This window comes from Pseudomonas sp. P106(2024), from assembly GCF_057480815.1.
Map to the genome: position 1 here is coordinate 18,713 of NZ_JBLIYU010000014.1, position 15,734 is coordinate 34,446.

Consider the following 15,734-nt stretch of genomic DNA (forward strand, 5'->3'; position numbering starts at 1 on the left):
ATTACCTCGTACGAAAAGGGGATGGAGCGTAATGCGGGATCAGGCCAGCGCCGCGGCGTACAGGTCAGGCTTGAAGCCGACCAGGGTACGCTCGCCGAGGTCGAGCACCGGGCGTTTGATCATCGACGGTTGGGCGAGCATCAGTTCGACGGCCTTGGCCTGGTCGAGGTCGGCCTTGCTGGCGTCGTCGAGCTTGCGGAAGGTGGTCCCGGCGCGGTTCAGCACGACTTCCCAGCCATGTTCGTCGCACCAGCGGTTCAAGCTGTCGCGGTCGATGCCCTGGGTCTTGTAGTCGTGGAAGTCGTAGCCGATGGCCTTGTCTTCAAGCCAGGTGCGGGCCTTTTTCATGGTGTCGCAGGCTTTGATGCCGTAGAGAGTGTAAGCCATTGAATGCCTGGGGCTGCCTGGTCGGGCCAGGCGTCCCCGATGCTCCTTGAAGATTGGGTGGGCCGATTATGCGGTATCGATGGGGCTGGCGCCACGGCTGCGGGCTGGAAGGCGTCGCCGATGTGTTTCACCGCTTCTCGCGTAGCATTGTGTTACACATTCCCGGCCAGGCTGCGACTATCGTGCAGCGGTCCACGATAGCGAGTCCCCGCTAACATATTGTTTCAATGGCGAAGTTTCGCCTCGCTGTGGTTTCTCCGATCAAACAGGAAGCTTGCCGATGCAGTCAGCCTATACCGTTCTAATCCTGCTGATGCTGGTGAGCGTGTCGAAACTGGTCGGGCGGGTGCTGCCACTGCCCCTGCCGCTGGTGCAGATTGGCGCCGGCGCCTTGCTGGCCTGGCCGACCCTGGGCCTGCACGTGGCGCTGGACCCGGAGCTGTTCCTTTTCCTGTTCCTGCCGCCGCTGTTGTTCGCCGACGGCTGGCGCATGCCCAAGCGCGAACTGTGGCGTATCCGCGGGCCTGTGGTGGCGCTGGCGGTGGGGCTGGTGCTGTTCACCGTGGTCGGCGCCGGCTACTTCATCCACTGGCTGTTGCCGAGCATTCCGCTGGCGGTGGCCTTCGCCCTGGCGGCGGTGCTGTCGCCCACCGACGCCGTGGCCGTCTCGGCCATCACCCAGGACCGCCTGCCGACACCGCTGATGCACATGCTTCAGGGCGAGGCGCTGATGAATGACGCCTCGGGCCTGGTGACCTTCAAGTTCGCCCTGGTGGCGGCGATCACCGGAGTGTTCTCGTTGACCGAGGCCAGCCTGACCTTCGTCCTGGTCGCCCTCGGCGGCCTGGCGGTGGGGGTGGCGCTGAGCTGGCTGGTCGGGCGCCTGCGTATGTGGATGATCACCCGCGGCTGGGACGACCCGGCGACTCACGTGGTATTCATGCTGCTGCTGCCCTTTGCCGCCTACGTACTGGCTGAACGGCTCGGCGTATCCGGCATTCTCTCGGCGGTGGCTGCCGGGATGATGCAGAGCTGGCTGGACCTGCTGCCCCGGCAGACCAGCACGCGCTTGCTCAATCGCAGTGTCTGGTCGCTGCTGGAGTTTGCCTTCAACGGCCTGATCTTCCTGCTGCTGGGGCTGCAATTGCCGGACATCATCAAGGCAGTGGTGACCGACGAAGCCGCAGCCTGGACGACCCTGGCCTGGCGCTGCCTGGATGTGGTGGCGATCTTCGCTGCGCTGGTGCTGTTGCGGTTCATCTGGGTGCAGAGCATCTGGCGGGCTATCGGCGTGGTCAGACGCTGGCGCGGCAAGCCTGCGCTGGTGCTGATGCCGACCGCGCGCTCCTGCTGGTTGCTGACCCTGGGCGGCGTACGTGGTGCTGTGACCCTGGCGGGCGTGATGTCGGTGCCGCTGCTGATCGGCGCGGGCAAGGCGTTTCCCGAGCGCGACCTGCTCATCTTCATCGCCGCCGGAGTGATTTTGCTGTCGCTGGTCAGCGCCTGTATTGCCTTGCCTCTCTTGCTGCGCGGGGTAACCAAGAGCCCGGACGAGCGCTTGCACCAGGAGGTGCAGGAGGCCTGGCGGCGCACCGCCGAGGCGGCGATCCATGCGCTTGAGGCCGAGGAGGTGATCGATGCAAACGCGCCGCAGGATGCCGCCCAGGCGACCCTGGCCACCGAGCTCAAGGCGCGGCTGATGGCCGAATACCGCGATGAGCTGGACAGCTACAACGACAGTGCCGAGGCCCGGGCGTTGGCCGAGCAGATGGATCTGCTCGAACGTCGTTTACGCCTGCGGGCCCTGCGTGCGCAGCGGCTGGAGTTGTACGAGTTGCATCGCCAGCACCTGGTCGGGGACGAAGTGGTGCGTCAGGTGCTAGGCGAGCTGGACCTGAGCGAGGCCAACCTCGGGCAGGTCCGCTAGTTATTGGCATGAAGCCGGATAGACCAGGCGCATGAAGCGCTTGTCCTTTTTGCTGATTTTCAGGTTATGGCTGCGCTTGAACGCGTGGCGCGTGAGTTTCTGCCTGATGGGGTAGTGCATGATCGACCGCCTGTCATAGGGCAGGATGAGCAGGTCGCCGTTGTCGGGCAAGGGCAGGAACTGAGTGGCAAGGTCCTCTTCGATCAGGTCGTCGAGGTCATTCGGGTTGTTGGCCTCGTCGGCCAGGACCACGGCCAGCATTTGGCGCACCGCGTCAAGGTCCCAGGGTATGTTGGCCCTTGGGTGTTGGTGCTCATGCTCCATCCCCAATGCGTGTCCGAACTCATGCAGTACGAACGGCTCGAACAGCGGGTCCGACAGCTTGACCCCCAATGCCATGGTGGCACCGCCCACGTCCAAGGCCTGGTTGCCCAGGAAACTGAAATTCACGCCCTCCTGCACATCGGTCTGGATGCGGATCTCGGCTTTGTCGACATCGTTGTCCAGGAGCTCGAAGTTCAGGTTGGCATATTTCAGCCATTGGCACGCGGTGTCGAAAATCGATTTCTTGAGCCAGGGGCATGGCGTGCCGATGAACGAGATCCTGAGTGTCTGGCCGGGGCGCCAGAATACAGAGTAATCGGCCACCGAGCGTTTCTTGCGCGGCTTCATCGCCTGGGGCAGATGCAGCTTCTGGCGTAGACGGTAGATCGCGTTTGCCACGAGAGTATCGGACATGGTTGTGCACCTTCAGGGGTTGATAGGTGCCAACTATCGGTCGCCAGTGTTCTGCACCAGCGGTACTTAATGCTTGTCTCGATAGAGATTGCGCCCCCCTTTGAGGAGGGGCGCCTGCCATCAGCGGCCCAGGAACGCGCGAATCCGCTCGGCCGCCTCGATGCATTCGGCCAGCGGCGCGACCAGGGCCATGCGCACGCGCCCGGCGCCCGGATTGACTCCGTCTACTTCGCGGGACAGGTACGAACCCGGCACCACGGTCACATGCTCTGCCTCGAACAGGTCGCGGGTGAAGTCGGCATCGCTGCCCGGTACCTTGGCCCACAGGTAGAAACTGCCGTCCGGGCGTTGCACGTCGAGCACCGGCTGCAGGATGTCGAGCACGGCGTCGTACTTGGCGCGGTACTGGTCGCGGTTTTCGCGTACATGGGCCTCGTCCTGCCAGGCGGCGATGCTGGCCAGCTGGGTCTGCACCGGCATGGCGCAGCCGTGGTAGGTGCGGTACAGCAGGAACGGCTTGATGATTTCGGCGTCGCCGGCGACGAAGCCCGAGCGCAAGCCCGGCAAGTTGGAGCGCTTGGACAGGCTATGGAACACCACGCAGCGCTTGAAGTCATTTCGGCCCAGTGCCGCGCAGGCGCTGAGCAGGCCCGGTGGTGGCGCTTCCTCGTCGAAGTACAGCTCGCTGTAGCACTCGTCGGCGGCGATCACGAAGTCGTGCTCGTCGGCCAGGGCGATCAGCTTTTTCAGGGTGTCCATCGGCACCAGGGCGCCAGTGGGGTTGCCCGGGGAGCACAGGAACAGGATCTGGCAACGTTTCCAGACGTCGACCGGCACGGCGTCGAAGTCCGGGTTGAAACCGTTGTTTTCCAGGCAGGGCAGGTAGTGCGGCGTGGCGCCGGCCAGCAGGGCCGCGCCTTCGTAGATCTGGTAGAACGGGTTGGGGCTGACCACCAGGCCGTCCGCGGAGCGATCGACCACGGCCTGGGTGAAGGCGAACAGCGCCTCACGGGTGCCGTTGACCGGCAGGATATGGCGGTCGGCGTCCAGCCAGCCGGCCGGCACGCCGAAGCGCCGCTCGCACCACTGGCCGATGGCCTGGCGCAGGGCCGGCAGGCCCAGGGTGCTGGGGTAGACCGCCAGCTTGCCGAGATTGTCGGCCATGGCCTTGGCGACGAAAGCCGGCGATTCGTGCTTCGGCTCGCCGATCGACAGGGCGATCGGGCGTTTGTCCGCCGCCGGTTTCACGCTCCCCAGCAGGGCACGCAGTTTCTCGAACGGGTAGGGCTGGAGCTGGGTCAGTGCTGGGTTCATTGGCGCAAGGTCTCGTTATCGTCAAAAGGTCATGCGGGTGGGGCTGGCATCGCTGGCCTGGCCGGCCTGCAGCTGCCGGACGATGGCCTCCTGCAGGCGGCTGCACAGCTGCGGGTCGGACAGCGGCTGGTTGTCGGCGTCGGTGATGAAGAACACGTCCTCCACGCGCTCGCCTAGGGTGGCGATCTTGGCGTTCTGCAGCGAGATGTCGAACTCCAGGAAGATCCGCCCGATCCGTGCCAGCAGGCCGGGGCGGTCCGGGGCGGTGATCTCGAGGATGGTCACTGGCCGTTGGGCGTCGTTGAGGATGGTCACCTGCGGTGGGAAGTCAAAGTGCTTGAGCTGGCGCGGCACCCGGCGCTGGATGATCGTCGGGTAGTCTTCGGGGGTGCGAAGCGCTTCGGTCAAGCCGTCGCGGATCTGCCTGACCCGCTGCGGATTGTCGCCGATCGAGCCGCCGTCGTTATCGAGCACAATGTAGGTGTCGAGGGTGAACTGGCTGCTCGAGGTGATAATCCGGGCGTCGTGGATGTTCAGGTTGAGCTGGGCCATGGCGGCCACGGTCACGGCGAAGAAATCGTGCTGGTCGGGGGCATAGATGAAGATCTGCGTGCCGCCCTCGAACTCGCGCTGGGTGGTTTCCTTGATCAGTACCAGCGGCCCGCCGTCGGCCGGCTGCTGGAGGATCGCGTCGCTGTGCCAGGCCACGTCGGCGGCGGTGTGTTTGAGGAAGTAGTCGTCACCCAGTTGCGACCAGAGCTGTTCGACGTCGTCCGGGTCGGTCCCTTCGCGCACCAGGATGTCGAGTGCGGCGCTCTGGGTCTGGCGGATCTGCTCCTCGCGGTCCAGCGGGTTTTCCAGGCCCCGGCGCAAGGCGCGCTTGGTCTCGGTGTAGAGCTGGCGCAAGAGGCTCGCCCGCCAGGAGTTCCACAGGCTGGGGTTGGTGGCGTTGATGTCGGCCACGGTCAGCACGTAGAGGTAGTCCAGGCGCGTCTCGTCGCCCACGTGCAGGGCGAAGTCGTTGATCACCTGAGGGTCGGAAAGGTCCTTGCGTTGCGCAGTGGTAGACATCACCAGGTGGTTCTGCACCAGCCAGACGATCAGCCGGCTGTCCCAGGCCGGTAGCTGGTGGCGCGCGCAGAAGGCCTGTGCGTCCACTGCGCCCAGCTCGGAGTGATCGCCCTGGCGACCCTTGCCGATGTCGTGGTAGAGGCCGGCCAGGTAGATCAGCTCGGGCTTGGGCAGGCGGCCCATGAGCTTGCTGGCCAGCGGAAATTTCTCGGAAACCGGGGTGTACTGCAGCTTGCGCAAGTGCTTGATCAGGTTGAGGGTGTGCGCATCGACCGTGTAGATGTGGAACAGGTCGTGCTGCATCTGCCCGACGATCAGGCCGAACTCCGGCAGGTAGCGGCCGAGGATGCCGTAGCGGTTCATCCGCCGCAGGTTGCGGTGGATGCCGATTTCGCACTTGAACAGCTCGATGAACAGGCTGGTGTTGCGGATATCGTTGCGGAACTTGTCGTCGATCAGGTGGCGATGCTCGCGCAGCAAGCGCACGGTGTCGGCGCGCACGCCCTTGATCTCGGGGTGCTGGGCCATCAGCACGAAGATCTCCAGCATGGCAAAGGGGGTGCGCCGGAAAACGTTCGGGTTGACCGCTTCTATATAGCCGTCGTGCAGGCGGAAGCGCGCGTTCAGCGGCTGGGTGGCGCCGCTGTCGTCATCGGCGAGGATCACTTCCTCGAAATGCTGGATGATCAGGTCGCACAGCTGGCTGATGCTCATTACCACCCGGTAGTACTGCTGCATGAACTGTTCGATGGCGCGCTTGGGGTTGTCGTCGGTGTAGCCCAGCAGCGCGGCGATGCTGCGCTGGTGGTCGAACAGCAGGCGGTCCTCGGCTCGCCCGGCGAGCATGTGCAGGGCATAGCGCACGCGCCAGAGGAAGGCCTGCGACGAAGCCAGCAGTTCGTTCTCGCTCTCCAGCAGGAAATCCTCGCCGGCCAGGGCATGCAGGTTCAGGGTGCCGTACTGGCGCCGGGCCACCCAGAGCACCGTTTGAATGTCGCGCAGGCCGCCCGGCCCGCCCTTGACGTTGGGCTCGAGGTTGTACTCGGTGTCGTTGTATTTGTGGTGGCGGGCCTTGAGCTCGGCGCGTTTGGCCAGGAAGAACTCCTTGCTCGGCCACATGTGCGCGGTGCTGGTGGCATCGAGCATGCGTTGGCGCAGCGACTCGGGGCCGGCGATGGTGCGGCTTTCCATCAGGTTGGTGATGACCGTGAGGTCGGCCCGGGCCTGCTCGGCGCATTCGTCGACGGTGCGCACGCTCTGGCCGACTTCCAGGCCGATATCCCACAGCAGCGTGAGGAAGCGCTCGATGGCGTCGCGGTACTGCTCGTGCTCGGCGGCGTCGAGCAGGATCAGCAGGTCGATGTCCGAGAACGGGTGCAACTCGCCGCGGCCATAGCCGCCCACCGCCACCAGGGCGATGCCGTCCGGCGTGCCCCAGCTGAACTGGTGCCAGGCCTGTTGCAGGATATTGTCGACGAACCAGGCACGATCCTCGATTAGCCGGCGGATCTCGCGGCCTTCACGGAAACGCTTGTCGAGCACCTCGCCGGCCATGCGGATGGCTTTCTTGAAAGCGGCGATAGGGCTTGCCTTGAGGGCCAGTTCCGCCTGGAACTGGCCGCGGTCGAACAGCTCGGGATCCACCTGGGGCATCGAGTCGCGTTCCTGTTAGTCAGTGTCAGGCCGAGGTGCGCGCAATGGTGTCGTCCTTGCGCAGGGTGAAGATCTCGTAGCCGTTGGCGGTCACTACCAGGGTGTGTTCCCACTGGGCCGAGAGCTTGCGGTCCTTGGTGATGGCGGTCCAGCCGTCGCCAAGCACCTTGGTGTCGGCCTTGCCCTGGTTGATCATCGGCTCGATGGTGAAGGTCATGCCTTCCTTGAGCTCCATGCCAGTGCCGGCGCGGCCGTAATGGAGGATCTGCGGCTCTTCGTGGAACACCTTGCCGATGCCGTGACCGCAGAACTCGCGAACCACCGAAAAACCGTTCTTCTCGGCGTGCTTCTGGATCACCTCGCCAATGTCGCCAAGACGGCAGCCGGGCTTGACCAGCTCGATGGCCTTGTACAGGCACTCCTGAGTGACCTTGGACAGGCGCTCGGCCCATGGCGCGACGGTGCCGACATGGAACATGCGGCTGGTGTCGCCGTGATAGCCGTCCTTGATCACGGTCACGTCGATGTTGATGGTGTCGCCGTCCTTTAGCGCCTTGTCATTGGGAATGCCGTGGCAGACCACATGGTTGATCGAGGTGCAGATCGACTTGGGGAAACCCTTGTAGTTGAGAGGCGCGGGGATCGCCTGCTGGACGTTGACGATATAGTCGTGGCACAGGCGGTCGAGTTCCTCGGTGGTGACGCCGGGCTTGACGTGTTCCTCGATCATTTCCAGCACTTCGGCGGCCAGGCGGCCAGCGATGCGCATCTTCTCGATGTCTTCTGCGGTCTTGATGGTGACGGTCATGAACAGGCTCTCTACGGCGCCCTGTGTGGCGCGAACAAACGGGAAAGACCGTATTCTACCAGAGCGCGGCGGCGATCTGTCGGGAGAGTCCCGTGGATCCGGAGGTCTATTGAAGGCATTCTGGCCGCAAAGCGCGGGGCCTGCAAAAGCCGCTGACGGACGAAGCATGATCCGGGTTCCGTTCGCGCTCGGCCTGTGGTATAAAATGCGCCGCTTTCGGGGGATGTCCTCCGTCAGCTCAAACCCACACACGTGTCGACACGATGGCCTGGGTGCCCGGTTTCCCTGGAAATACGGGTTGGTCATTGGGATACGTGGAGGCCCAACCCGACTTATCAAGGAACTATCATGTCCCAAGTCAACATGCGCGATATGCTGAAGGCCGGTGTGCACTTCGGCCACCAGACCCGTTACTGGAACCCGAAAATGGGCAAGTACATTTTCGGCGCGCGTAACAAGATCCATATCATCAACCTGGAAAAAACCCTGCCAATGTTCAACGAAGCTCTGTCCTTCGTAGAGCGCCTGGCCCAGGGCAAGAACAAGATCATGTTCGTCGGCACCAAGCGTTCCGCCGGCAAGATCGTCGCCGAGCAAGCTGCTCGTTGCGGTTCGCCATACGTTGATCACCGTTGGTTGGGCGGCATGCTGACCAACTACAAGACCATTCGCGCCTCGATCAAGCGTCTGCGCGACCTGGAAACCCAGGCCGAAGACGGCACCTTTGCCAAGCTGACCAAGAAAGAAGCCCTGATGCGTTCGCGCGATCTGGAAAAGCTGGATCGCAGCCTGGGTGGTATCAAGGACATGGGCGGCCTGCCTGATGCCCTGTTCGTGATCGACGTCGACCACGAGCGCATTGCCATCACCGAAGCCAACAAGCTGGGCATCCCGGTCATCGGCGTTGTCGATACCAACAGCAGCCCGGAAGGTGTTGACTACATCATCCCAGGTAACGATGACGCCATCCGCGCCATCGAGCTGTACATGACTTCGATGGCTGACGCCGTCATCCGCGGTCGCAACAACGTTGCCGGCGGCACTGAAGTCTACGCTGAAGAAGCGGCTGCACCTGCTGCCGAGTAATTGACGCCTGGCGTCGACTTGGCACGCAAAAAGGGGGCTTGGCCCCCTTTTTGCCACCTTGAAATCCTGCTGTCAGCAACGGCCCCGCATCATGGGCGAGCTGATATAAAGGCAGCGATTTGCAGAATTTAACGCCCGTGACGAGCGGGTGGAATGGTTGAAAAACTTTCCAAGAGGATTTTGAAATGGCAGCAATTACTGCGGCGCTGGTTAAAGAACTGCGCGAGCGTACCGGCGAAGGCATGATGGATTGCAAGAAGGCCCTGGAAAAGGCCGGCGGCGACATCGAAAAAGCCATTGACGACATGCGTGCCTCGGGCGCCATCAAGGCCGCCAAAAAGGCTGGCAACGTCGCTGCTGAAGGCGCTATCGCGGTCAAGACCGACGGTAAATCCGCCGTTCTGCTGGAAGTGAACTCGCAGACCGACTTCCTGGCCCTGCAGGACGACTTCAAGAACTTCGTTGCCGAAAGCCTCGAAGAAGCCTTCGCTCAGAAGCTGACCGACGCAGCTCCGCTGATCGCCTCGCGTGAAGCCGCTCGTGAAGCCCTGGTTGCCAAGTGCGGCGAGAACGTCAACATCCGTCGCCTGGTGCGCGTTGAGGGCGACGTTGTCGGCGCTTACCTGCACGGCAACAAGATCGGTGCCGTTGTTGTCCTGAAAGGCGGCGACGTCGACCTGGCCAAGAACATCGCCATGCACGTTGCAGCCTCGAACCCAGAGTTCCTGGACGCGTCGGAAATCTCCGCCGAGGCCATCGAGCGCGAGAAGAACGTCTTCCTGCAACTGAATGCCGACAAGATCGCCGGCAAGCCGGAAAACATCGTTGAGAACATGATCAACGGTCGTATCTCCAAGTTCAAAGCCGAAGCCTCGCTGAAAGAGCAAGCCTTCGTCATGGATCCGGAAGTCAAAGTTGGCGCGCTGGCCAAGAAAGCCGGTGCTGAAATCGTTTCCTTCACCTACTTCAAGGTCGGCGAAGGCATCGAGAAGCCGGTTGACGACTTCGCTGCCGAAGTTGCCGCCCAGGTAGCTGCCGCCAAGCAGTAAGACGGATTCGTCTGTCGCCCCGAAGAGGCTGCCCGCTTACGCGCGCAGCCTCTTTGTCAAAGCGGGAGCGGTTCACGAGACCGTTGCTCGCTGACGCATCAAGTGCGTCACGCTAGAGTTACGCGCAGGCTGAAACAGCCCGCCAGATTTTTACAAACGCCGCAGGAGAGATTCGCAATGGCTCAGCAGGGCAGTGGTCATCAGGCTCGCTATAAACGCATTCTACTCAAACTTAGCGGCGAGGCCCTGATGGGCTCGGAAGAGTTCGGGATCGACCCCAAGGTCCTGGATCGCATGGCGCTGGAAGTCGGCCAGCTGGTCGGCATCGGCGTTCAGGTCGGCCTGGTGATCGGTGGCGGCAACCTGTTCCGTGGCGCGGCGCTCAGTGCGGCCGGCATGGACCGCGTTACCGGCGACCACATGGGCATGCTGGCCACCGTGATGAACGGCCTGGCCATGCGCGACGCGCTGGAGCGGGCGAACATCACCGCCATCGTCATGTCGGCTATCTCCATGGTGGGTGTGACCGATCACTACGATCGCCGCAAGGCCATGCGCCACCTGAATTCCAAGGAAGTCGTAATCTTCGCTGCCGGTACCGGCAACCCGTTCTTCACCACCGACTCCGCCGCTTGCCTGCGCGCCATCGAAATCGATGCCGATGTGGTATTGAAGGCAACCAAGGTCGATGGTGTATACACTGCAGATCCATTCAAGGACCCGCATGCCGAGAAGTTCGATCATCTGTCCTACGATGAAGTGCTGGATCGCAAGCTGGGCGTAATGGACCTGACGGCAATCTGCCTTTGCCGCGATCACAAGATGCCGCTGCGCGTCTTCAACATGAACAAGCCCGGCGCCCTGCTCAATATTGTGCATGGTGGTGCGGAAGGAACTCTGATCGAGGAAGTTCAAAAATGATCAACGACATCAAGAAAGACGCCCAGGAGCGCATGGGCAAGTCCCTCGAGGCCCTGGCCCGCAACCTGGCGGCGATCCGCACCGGTCGCGCCCACCCGAGCATCCTGGATAGCGTCAAGGTGCCGGCCTGGGGCAGCGACATGCCGCTGAACCAGGTGGCCGCGATCACCGTCGAGGACGCCCGTACCCTGAAGATCGTCGCCCACGACAAGAACCTCAGCGCCGCCATCGAAAAGGCCATCCTGACCTCTGACCTGGGCCTGAACCCGTCCAGCGCCGGCACCACCATTCGTGTGCCGATGCCGGCCCTGACCGAAGAAACCCGCAAGGGCTACACCAAGCAGGCCAGCGGCGTTGCCGAGGACGCCAAGGTCGCAGTGCGCAACGTGCGTCGCGATGCCCTCGCCGATCTGAAGAAGCTGACCAAGGACAAGGAAATCAGCGAAGACGAAGAGCGCCGCGCGGCTGACGAGATCCAGAAGCTGACCGACAAGTTCGTTGCTGAGGTCGATGCTGCCTTCAAGGCCAAGGAAAAGGACCTGATGGCCGTTTGAGGCCAGGGTTGCTCTCTTAATGGAAAAGACCAAGTCAGCGGCACCGGGCTCGGTGCCGCGTCACGTCGCGATCATCATGGACGGCAACAACCGCTGGGCGAAGAAGCGTCTTCTGCCCGGCGTCGCCGGCCACAAGGCCGGCGTGGATGCCGTTCGCGCGGTGATCGAAGTCTGCGCCGAGGCCAAGGTCGAGGTGCTCACGCTCTTCGCCTTCTCCAGCGAAAACTGGCAGCGTCCGGCCGAGGAGGTCGGTGCGCTGATGGAACTGTTCTTCTCGGCATTGCGTCGGGAGGCCAAGCGCCTGAACGACAATAACATCAGCCTGCGCATCATCGGTGATCGCTCGCGGTTCCACCCTGAGCTCCAGGCGGCGATGCGCGAAGCCGAAGCGGCGACGGTGGGTAGCAACCGTTTCATCCTGCAGATCGCCGCCAACTATGGCGGCCAATGGGACATCGCCCAGGCCGCGCAACGCCTGGCGCGAGAAGTCCAGGCCGGTCATCTTCGCCCCGAGGACATCACCCCGGATCTGCTGCAGACCTGCCTGGCTACCGGTGACCTGCCGTTGCCCGACCTGTGCATCCGAACCGGTGGCGAGCACCGCATCAGCAACTTCCTGTTGTGGCAGCTGGCCTACGCCGAGCTGTACTTCTCCGACCTTTATTGGCCGGACTTCAAACACGAGGCCATGCGCAACGCGCTGGCCGATTTCGCTTCACGCCAGCGCCGCTTCGGTAAGACCAGCGAGCAGGTCGAAGCCGGAGCCCGTGCTTAATGCTTAAACAACGCATCATTACCGCGCTGATCCTGCTGCCGATCGCGTTGGGTGGTTTCTTCCTGCTCAACGGTGGGGATTTCGCCCTGTTCATCGGCTGCGTGGTAACGCTCGGCGCCTGGGAGTGGGCACGTCTGGCCGGCCTGGTGGCGCAGTCGCTGCGCATTGCCTACGCCGCCGTGGTGGCCGGTGGCTTGATGCTGCTCTACCTGATGCCCGACCTCGCGCCTTGGGTGCTGGGTGCATCGGTGATCTGGTGGGCCCTGGCCACCTGGCTGGTGCTGACCTACCCGCGCAGCGGCGAGCTGTGGAGCAGTGCCGCCTGTCGTCTGCTGATCGGCCTGCTGGTGCTGCTGCCTGCCTGGCAGGGGTTGGTGCTGCTCAAGCACTGGCCATTGGGCAACTGGCTGATCCTGTCGGTCATGGTCCTGGTCTGGGCTGCCGATATTGGCGCTTACTTCTCCGGTCGGGCCTTCGGCAAGCGCAAGCTGGCGCCGCAGGTCAGCCCGGGCAAGAGCTGGGAGGGCGTCTATGGCGGTCTTGCGGTCAGTCTGCTGATCACCCTGACCGTGGGCTTTGCCCGTGACTGGAGTATCGGCCAGGTGCTACTGGGGCTCTTGGGCGCCGGGGTGGTGGTGATGTCTTCGGTAGTCGGTGACTTGACCGAAAGCATGTTCAAGCGCCGTGAAGGCATCAAGGACAGCAGCAATCTGCTGCCGGGTCATGGCGGCGTGCTCGATCGCATCGACAGCCTGACTGCGGCGATTCCGATGTTTGCCGTGCTGTTGTGGGCGGCTGAGTGGGGTGTGATGTGAGTGCTGTGCAACGCATAACCGTGCTGGGAGCCACTGGCTCCATCGGCCTTAGCACGCTGGACGTCATTGCCCGGCACCCTGATCGTTACCAGGTGTTCGCCCTGAGCGGCTATTCGCGCATCGATGAGCTGCTCACCCTGTGCAAGCGTCATCGTCCGGCGTTTGCCGTGGTGCCGAGCGCCGAGGCGGCCACGCGCCTGCGTCAGGGGCTGGGCGCGGCGGGCTGCGCCACCGAGGTGCTCGAGGGTGAGGCCGGATTGTGCCAGGTGGCCGCTGCGTCAGAGGTGGACACCGTGATGGCGGCCATCGTCGGCGCCGCCGGCCTGCGCCCGACCCTGGCCGCGGTCGAGGCGGGCAAGAAGGTGTTGCTCGCCAACAAGGAGGCCCTGGTGATGTCCGGGGTCCTGTTCATGGATGCGGTGCGCCGCAGCGGTTCGGTGTTGCTGCCGATCGACAGTGAGCACAACGCGATCTTCCAGTGCATGCCCGGCGACTACGCCCGTGGCCTGGGTGCTGTCGGTGTGCGCCGGATCCTGCTGACCGCCTCAGGCGGGCCGTTCCGCGAAACCCCTGCCGAAGTGTTGCTGGATGTAACCCCGGAGCAGGCCTGCGCGCACCCGAACTGGTCCATGGGTCGCAAGATCTCGGTCGATTCGGCCAGCATGCTGAACAAAGGCCTGGAGCTGATCGAGGCCTGCTGGCTGTTCGATGCCAAGCCGTCCCAAATTGAAGTGGTGGTACACCCGCAAAGCGTCATCCATTCGCTGGTGGATTACGTCGATGGCTCGGTGCTTGCCCAGCTGGGTAACCCGGACATGCGCACGCCAATCTCCAACGCCCTGGCCTGGCCAGAGCGTATCGATTCGGGCGTCGCGCCGCTGGACTTGTTCGCCATCGCCCGTCTGGATTTCCAGGCGCCCGACGAACAGCGCTTCCCATGCCTGCGCCTGGCGCGTCAGGCTGCCGAGGCGGGCAACAGTGCGCCGGCGGTGCTCAACGCCGCCAACGAAGTGGCCGTCGAGGCGTTTCTCCAGCGGCGTATCCGCTTCCCGGAGATCGCGGGTATGATCGAACAGGTGCTCGACCAGGAGCCCGTGGTGGCATTGCCCACCCTCGAGGCGGTGTTCGCCGCCGACCAGCGTGCCCGGGAGCTGTCCCGGGAGTGGCTGCGACGCCACGGCCGCTGAAGCCTGCGGCCGACTCCGCCGAATGTCACCCGGAGATTGGACATGACTGCGCTCTACATGATTGTCGGCACCCTGATTGCACTGGGTGTGCTGGTTACCTTCCACGAGTTTGGCCACTTCTGGGTGGCGCGGCGTTGCGGGGTCAAGGTCCTGCGTTTCTCGGTGGGTTTCGGCACGCCGCTGGTGCGCTGGCATGATCGCCACGGTACCGAGTTCGTCGTCGCCGCTATTCCGCTGGGCGGTTACGTCAAGATGCTCGACGAGCGCGAGGGCGAGGTTCCTCCGGCGCTGGTCGAGCAGTCGTTCAATCGCAAGTCGGTTCGCCAGCGTATTGCCATCGTGGCCGCCGGTCCCATCGCCAACTTCCTGCTGGCCATCCTGTTCTTCTGGGTTGTGGCCATGCTGGGTTCGCAGCAGGTACGTCCGGTCATCGGCGGCGTCGAGGCTGGCAGCCTGGCGGCCAGCGCCGGTCTGAGCGTTGGCCAGGAAATCGTTTCCATCGATGGCGAACCGACCAATGGCTGGTCGGCGGTCAATCTGCAACTGGTACGCCGTTTAGGCGAGACCGGCACGTTGCGGATCGGGGTGCTCGATGAGGGCGCGACGGCCGAGCGCCAATTGAATGTTTCCCTGAATCAATGGCTCAAGGGCGTTGACGAACCCGAGCCGATCCAGTCCCTAGGCCTGCGCCCATGGCGTCCGGCTGTGGTGCCGGTACTGGCAGAGATCGATCCGAAAGGGCCGGCGGCCGCGGCCGGGCTCAAGACCGGTGACAAGCTGCTGGCGCTCGACGGCGTGGAGCTGGCCGATTGGCAGCAGGTGGTCGACGCAGTCCGTGCCCGTCCCGAGAAAAAGGTCAGCCTGCGCATCGAGCGTGACGGCGCGCCACTCGAGGTTGCCGTCACCCTGGCGCGCAAAGGCGAGGGCCAGGCTTCTGGCGGCTATCTGGGCGCCGGGGTCAAGGCCGCCGAGTGGCCGGCGAAGATGCTTCGCGAAGTCAGCTATGGGCCGCTGGAGGCGGTGGGCGAGGGACTTTCCCGCACCTGGAACATGAGCGTCCTTACCCTCGAATCGCTGAAGAAAATGCTGTTCGGGGAGCTCTCGGTAAAAAACTTGAGCGGACCGATAACCATTGCTAAAGTGGCGGGCGCTTCAGCCCAGTCGGGCGTTGGGGATTTCCTGAATTTCCTGGCCTACCTGAGCATAAGCCTGGGGGTTCTGAACCTGCTGCCCATCCCGGTACTGGATGGGGGGCATTTGCTGTTCTACCTGATCGAGTGGGCGCGCGGTCGTCCGCTCTCGGATCGGGTGCAAGGTTGGGGGGTCCAGATCGGTATCAGTTTGGTCGTCGGGGTGATGTTGCTCGCCCTGATCAACGATCTGGGTCGACTATAAAAGCTTCGCTCAATCGCGAAAACCTGCCGCCTTGTCGCGGCAGGTTGTTTATTG

Annotated in this window: 14 protein-coding genes; 9 read left to right on the plus strand and 5 right to left on the minus strand. The window is 63.4% G+C overall.

Translation table 11 applies throughout. The features are described from left to right. Positions 1 to 39: 39 nt before the first annotated feature. Positions 40 to 387, minus strand: a complete 348-nt coding sequence (locus AC25M7_RS19970) for an ArsC family reductase (protein WP_028690683.1) — start codon at positions 385 to 387, stop codon at positions 40 to 42. 280 nt (positions 388 to 667) lie between these two features. On the opposite strand from AC25M7_RS19970, the gene AC25M7_RS19975 reads away from it, so the two are divergent. Beyond that, complete coding sequence (locus tag AC25M7_RS19975; RefSeq protein WP_288519262.1) at positions 668 to 2,314, plus strand: Na+/H+ antiporter; 1,647 nt, start codon at positions 668 to 670, stop codon at positions 2,312 to 2,314. Here the strand turns inward: AC25M7_RS19975 and AC25M7_RS19980 are convergent, their stop codons facing one another. The 4 genes from AC25M7_RS19980 to map form a co-directional block, all read right to left on the minus strand. Next, complete coding sequence (locus AC25M7_RS19980; RefSeq protein ID WP_069016712.1) at positions 2,315 to 3,052, minus strand: zinc metalloprotease; 738 nt, start codon at positions 3,050 to 3,052, stop codon at positions 2,315 to 2,317. Positions 3,053 to 3,172: 120 nt separating this feature from the next. Next, entirely contained in the window at positions 3,173 to 4,366 is a 1,194-nt protein-coding gene (dapC, locus tag AC25M7_RS19985; protein ID WP_207851737.1) for a succinyldiaminopimelate transaminase, read from the minus strand. Positions 4,367 to 4,387: 21 nt separating this feature from the next. Further along, on the minus strand, positions 4,388 to 7,090 hold the full coding sequence (locus AC25M7_RS19990; protein ID WP_028690680.1) for a [protein-PII] uridylyltransferase: 2,703 nt from the start codon (positions 7,088 to 7,090) through the stop codon (positions 4,388 to 4,390). Positions 7,091 to 7,115: 25 nt separating this feature from the next. Next, complete coding sequence (map, locus tag AC25M7_RS19995) at positions 7,116 to 7,898, minus strand: type I methionyl aminopeptidase (protein ID WP_028690679.1); 783 nt, start codon at positions 7,896 to 7,898, stop codon at positions 7,116 to 7,118. A 348-nt stretch (positions 7,899 to 8,246) separates the two neighbouring features. On the opposite strand from map, the gene rpsB reads away from it, so the two are divergent. The 8 genes from rpsB to rseP all read left to right on the plus strand — a co-directional run bounded on the left by rpsB (position 8,247) and on the right by rseP (position 15,680). Further along, positions 8,247 to 8,984: a 30S ribosomal protein S2 gene (gene rpsB / locus AC25M7_RS20000; protein WP_028690678.1), complete on the plus strand. Its 738-nt coding sequence runs from the start codon at positions 8,247 to 8,249 to the stop codon at positions 8,982 to 8,984. A 185-nt stretch (positions 8,985 to 9,169) separates the two neighbouring features. Beyond that, positions 9,170 to 10,033, plus strand: a complete 864-nt coding sequence (tsf, locus tag AC25M7_RS20005; RefSeq protein WP_028690677.1) for a translation elongation factor Ts — start codon at positions 9,170 to 9,172, stop codon at positions 10,031 to 10,033. A 177-nt stretch (positions 10,034 to 10,210) separates the two neighbouring features. Continuing rightward, on the plus strand, positions 10,211 to 10,954 hold the full coding sequence (gene pyrH, locus AC25M7_RS20010) for a UMP kinase (protein ID WP_028690676.1): 744 nt from the start codon (positions 10,211 to 10,213) through the stop codon (positions 10,952 to 10,954). Next, positions 10,951 to 11,508 carry a ribosome recycling factor gene (gene frr, locus AC25M7_RS20015; protein WP_028690675.1) on the plus strand — a complete coding sequence of 186 codons (558 nt, stop codon included), beginning with the start codon at positions 10,951 to 10,953 and terminating at the stop codon, positions 11,506 to 11,508. The genes pyrH and frr overlap by 4 nt, the downstream gene beginning before the upstream one ends. A 19-nt stretch (positions 11,509 to 11,527) precedes the next feature. Beyond that, on the plus strand, positions 11,528 to 12,283 hold the full coding sequence (gene uppS / locus AC25M7_RS20020) for a polyprenyl diphosphate synthase (protein ID WP_028690674.1): 756 nt from the start codon (positions 11,528 to 11,530) through the stop codon (positions 12,281 to 12,283). Beyond that, complete coding sequence (locus AC25M7_RS20025; protein WP_213882844.1) at positions 12,283 to 13,098, plus strand: phosphatidate cytidylyltransferase; 816 nt, start codon at positions 12,283 to 12,285, stop codon at positions 13,096 to 13,098. Before uppS ends, AC25M7_RS20025 begins: the two co-directional genes overlap by 1 nt. Then, on the plus strand, positions 13,095 to 14,285 hold the full coding sequence (gene ispC / locus AC25M7_RS20030; protein WP_486971385.1) for a 1-deoxy-D-xylulose-5-phosphate reductoisomerase: 1,191 nt from the start codon (positions 13,095 to 13,097) through the stop codon (positions 14,283 to 14,285). The genes AC25M7_RS20025 and ispC overlap by 4 nt, the downstream gene beginning before the upstream one ends. Before the next feature lie 42 nt (positions 14,286 to 14,327). Next, a complete protein-coding gene (gene rseP / locus AC25M7_RS20035; RefSeq protein ID WP_062361388.1) occupies positions 14,328 to 15,680 on the plus strand; it encodes an RIP metalloprotease RseP in 1,353 nt (450 codons plus the stop codon). Positions 15,681 to 15,734 lie beyond the last annotated feature (54 nt).

What these genes read in the sequence shown, in the direction of transcription:
- pyrH (WP_028690676.1), top strand. Translation starts at nt 10,211, where the DNA reads ATGGCTCAGCAGGGCAGTGGTCATCAGGCTCGCTATAAACGCATTCTA.
- dapC (WP_207851737.1), bottom strand. Translation starts at nt 4,366, where the DNA reads ATGAACCCAGCACTGACCCAGCTCCAGCCCTACCCGTTCGAGAAACTG.
- AC25M7_RS20025 (WP_213882844.1), top strand. Translation starts at nt 12,283, where the DNA reads ATGCTTAAACAACGCATCATTACCGCGCTGATCCTGCTGCCGATCGCG.
- frr (WP_028690675.1), top strand. Translation starts at nt 10,951, where the DNA reads ATGATCAACGACATCAAGAAAGACGCCCAGGAGCGCATGGGCAAGTCC.
- tsf (WP_028690677.1), top strand. Translation starts at nt 9,170, where the DNA reads ATGGCAGCAATTACTGCGGCGCTGGTTAAAGAACTGCGCGAGCGTACC.
- AC25M7_RS19990 (WP_028690680.1), bottom strand. Translation starts at nt 7,090, where the DNA reads ATGCCCCAGGTGGATCCCGAGCTGTTCGACCGCGGCCAGTTCCAGGCG.
- AC25M7_RS19980 (WP_069016712.1), bottom strand. Translation starts at nt 3,052, where the DNA reads ATGTCCGATACTCTCGTGGCAAACGCGATCTACCGTCTACGCCAGAAG.
- rpsB (WP_028690678.1), top strand. Translation starts at nt 8,247, where the DNA reads ATGTCCCAAGTCAACATGCGCGATATGCTGAAGGCCGGTGTGCACTTC.
- AC25M7_RS19970 (WP_028690683.1), bottom strand. Translation starts at nt 387, where the DNA reads ATGGCTTACACTCTCTACGGCATCAAAGCCTGCGACACCATGAAAAAG.
- map (WP_028690679.1), bottom strand. Translation starts at nt 7,898, where the DNA reads ATGACCGTCACCATCAAGACCGCAGAAGACATCGAGAAGATGCGCATC.
- AC25M7_RS19975 (WP_288519262.1), top strand. Translation starts at nt 668, where the DNA reads ATGCAGTCAGCCTATACCGTTCTAATCCTGCTGATGCTGGTGAGCGTG.
- uppS (WP_028690674.1), top strand. Translation starts at nt 11,528, where the DNA reads ATGGAAAAGACCAAGTCAGCGGCACCGGGCTCGGTGCCGCGTCACGTC.
- rseP (WP_062361388.1), top strand. Translation starts at nt 14,328, where the DNA reads ATGACTGCGCTCTACATGATTGTCGGCACCCTGATTGCACTGGGTGTG.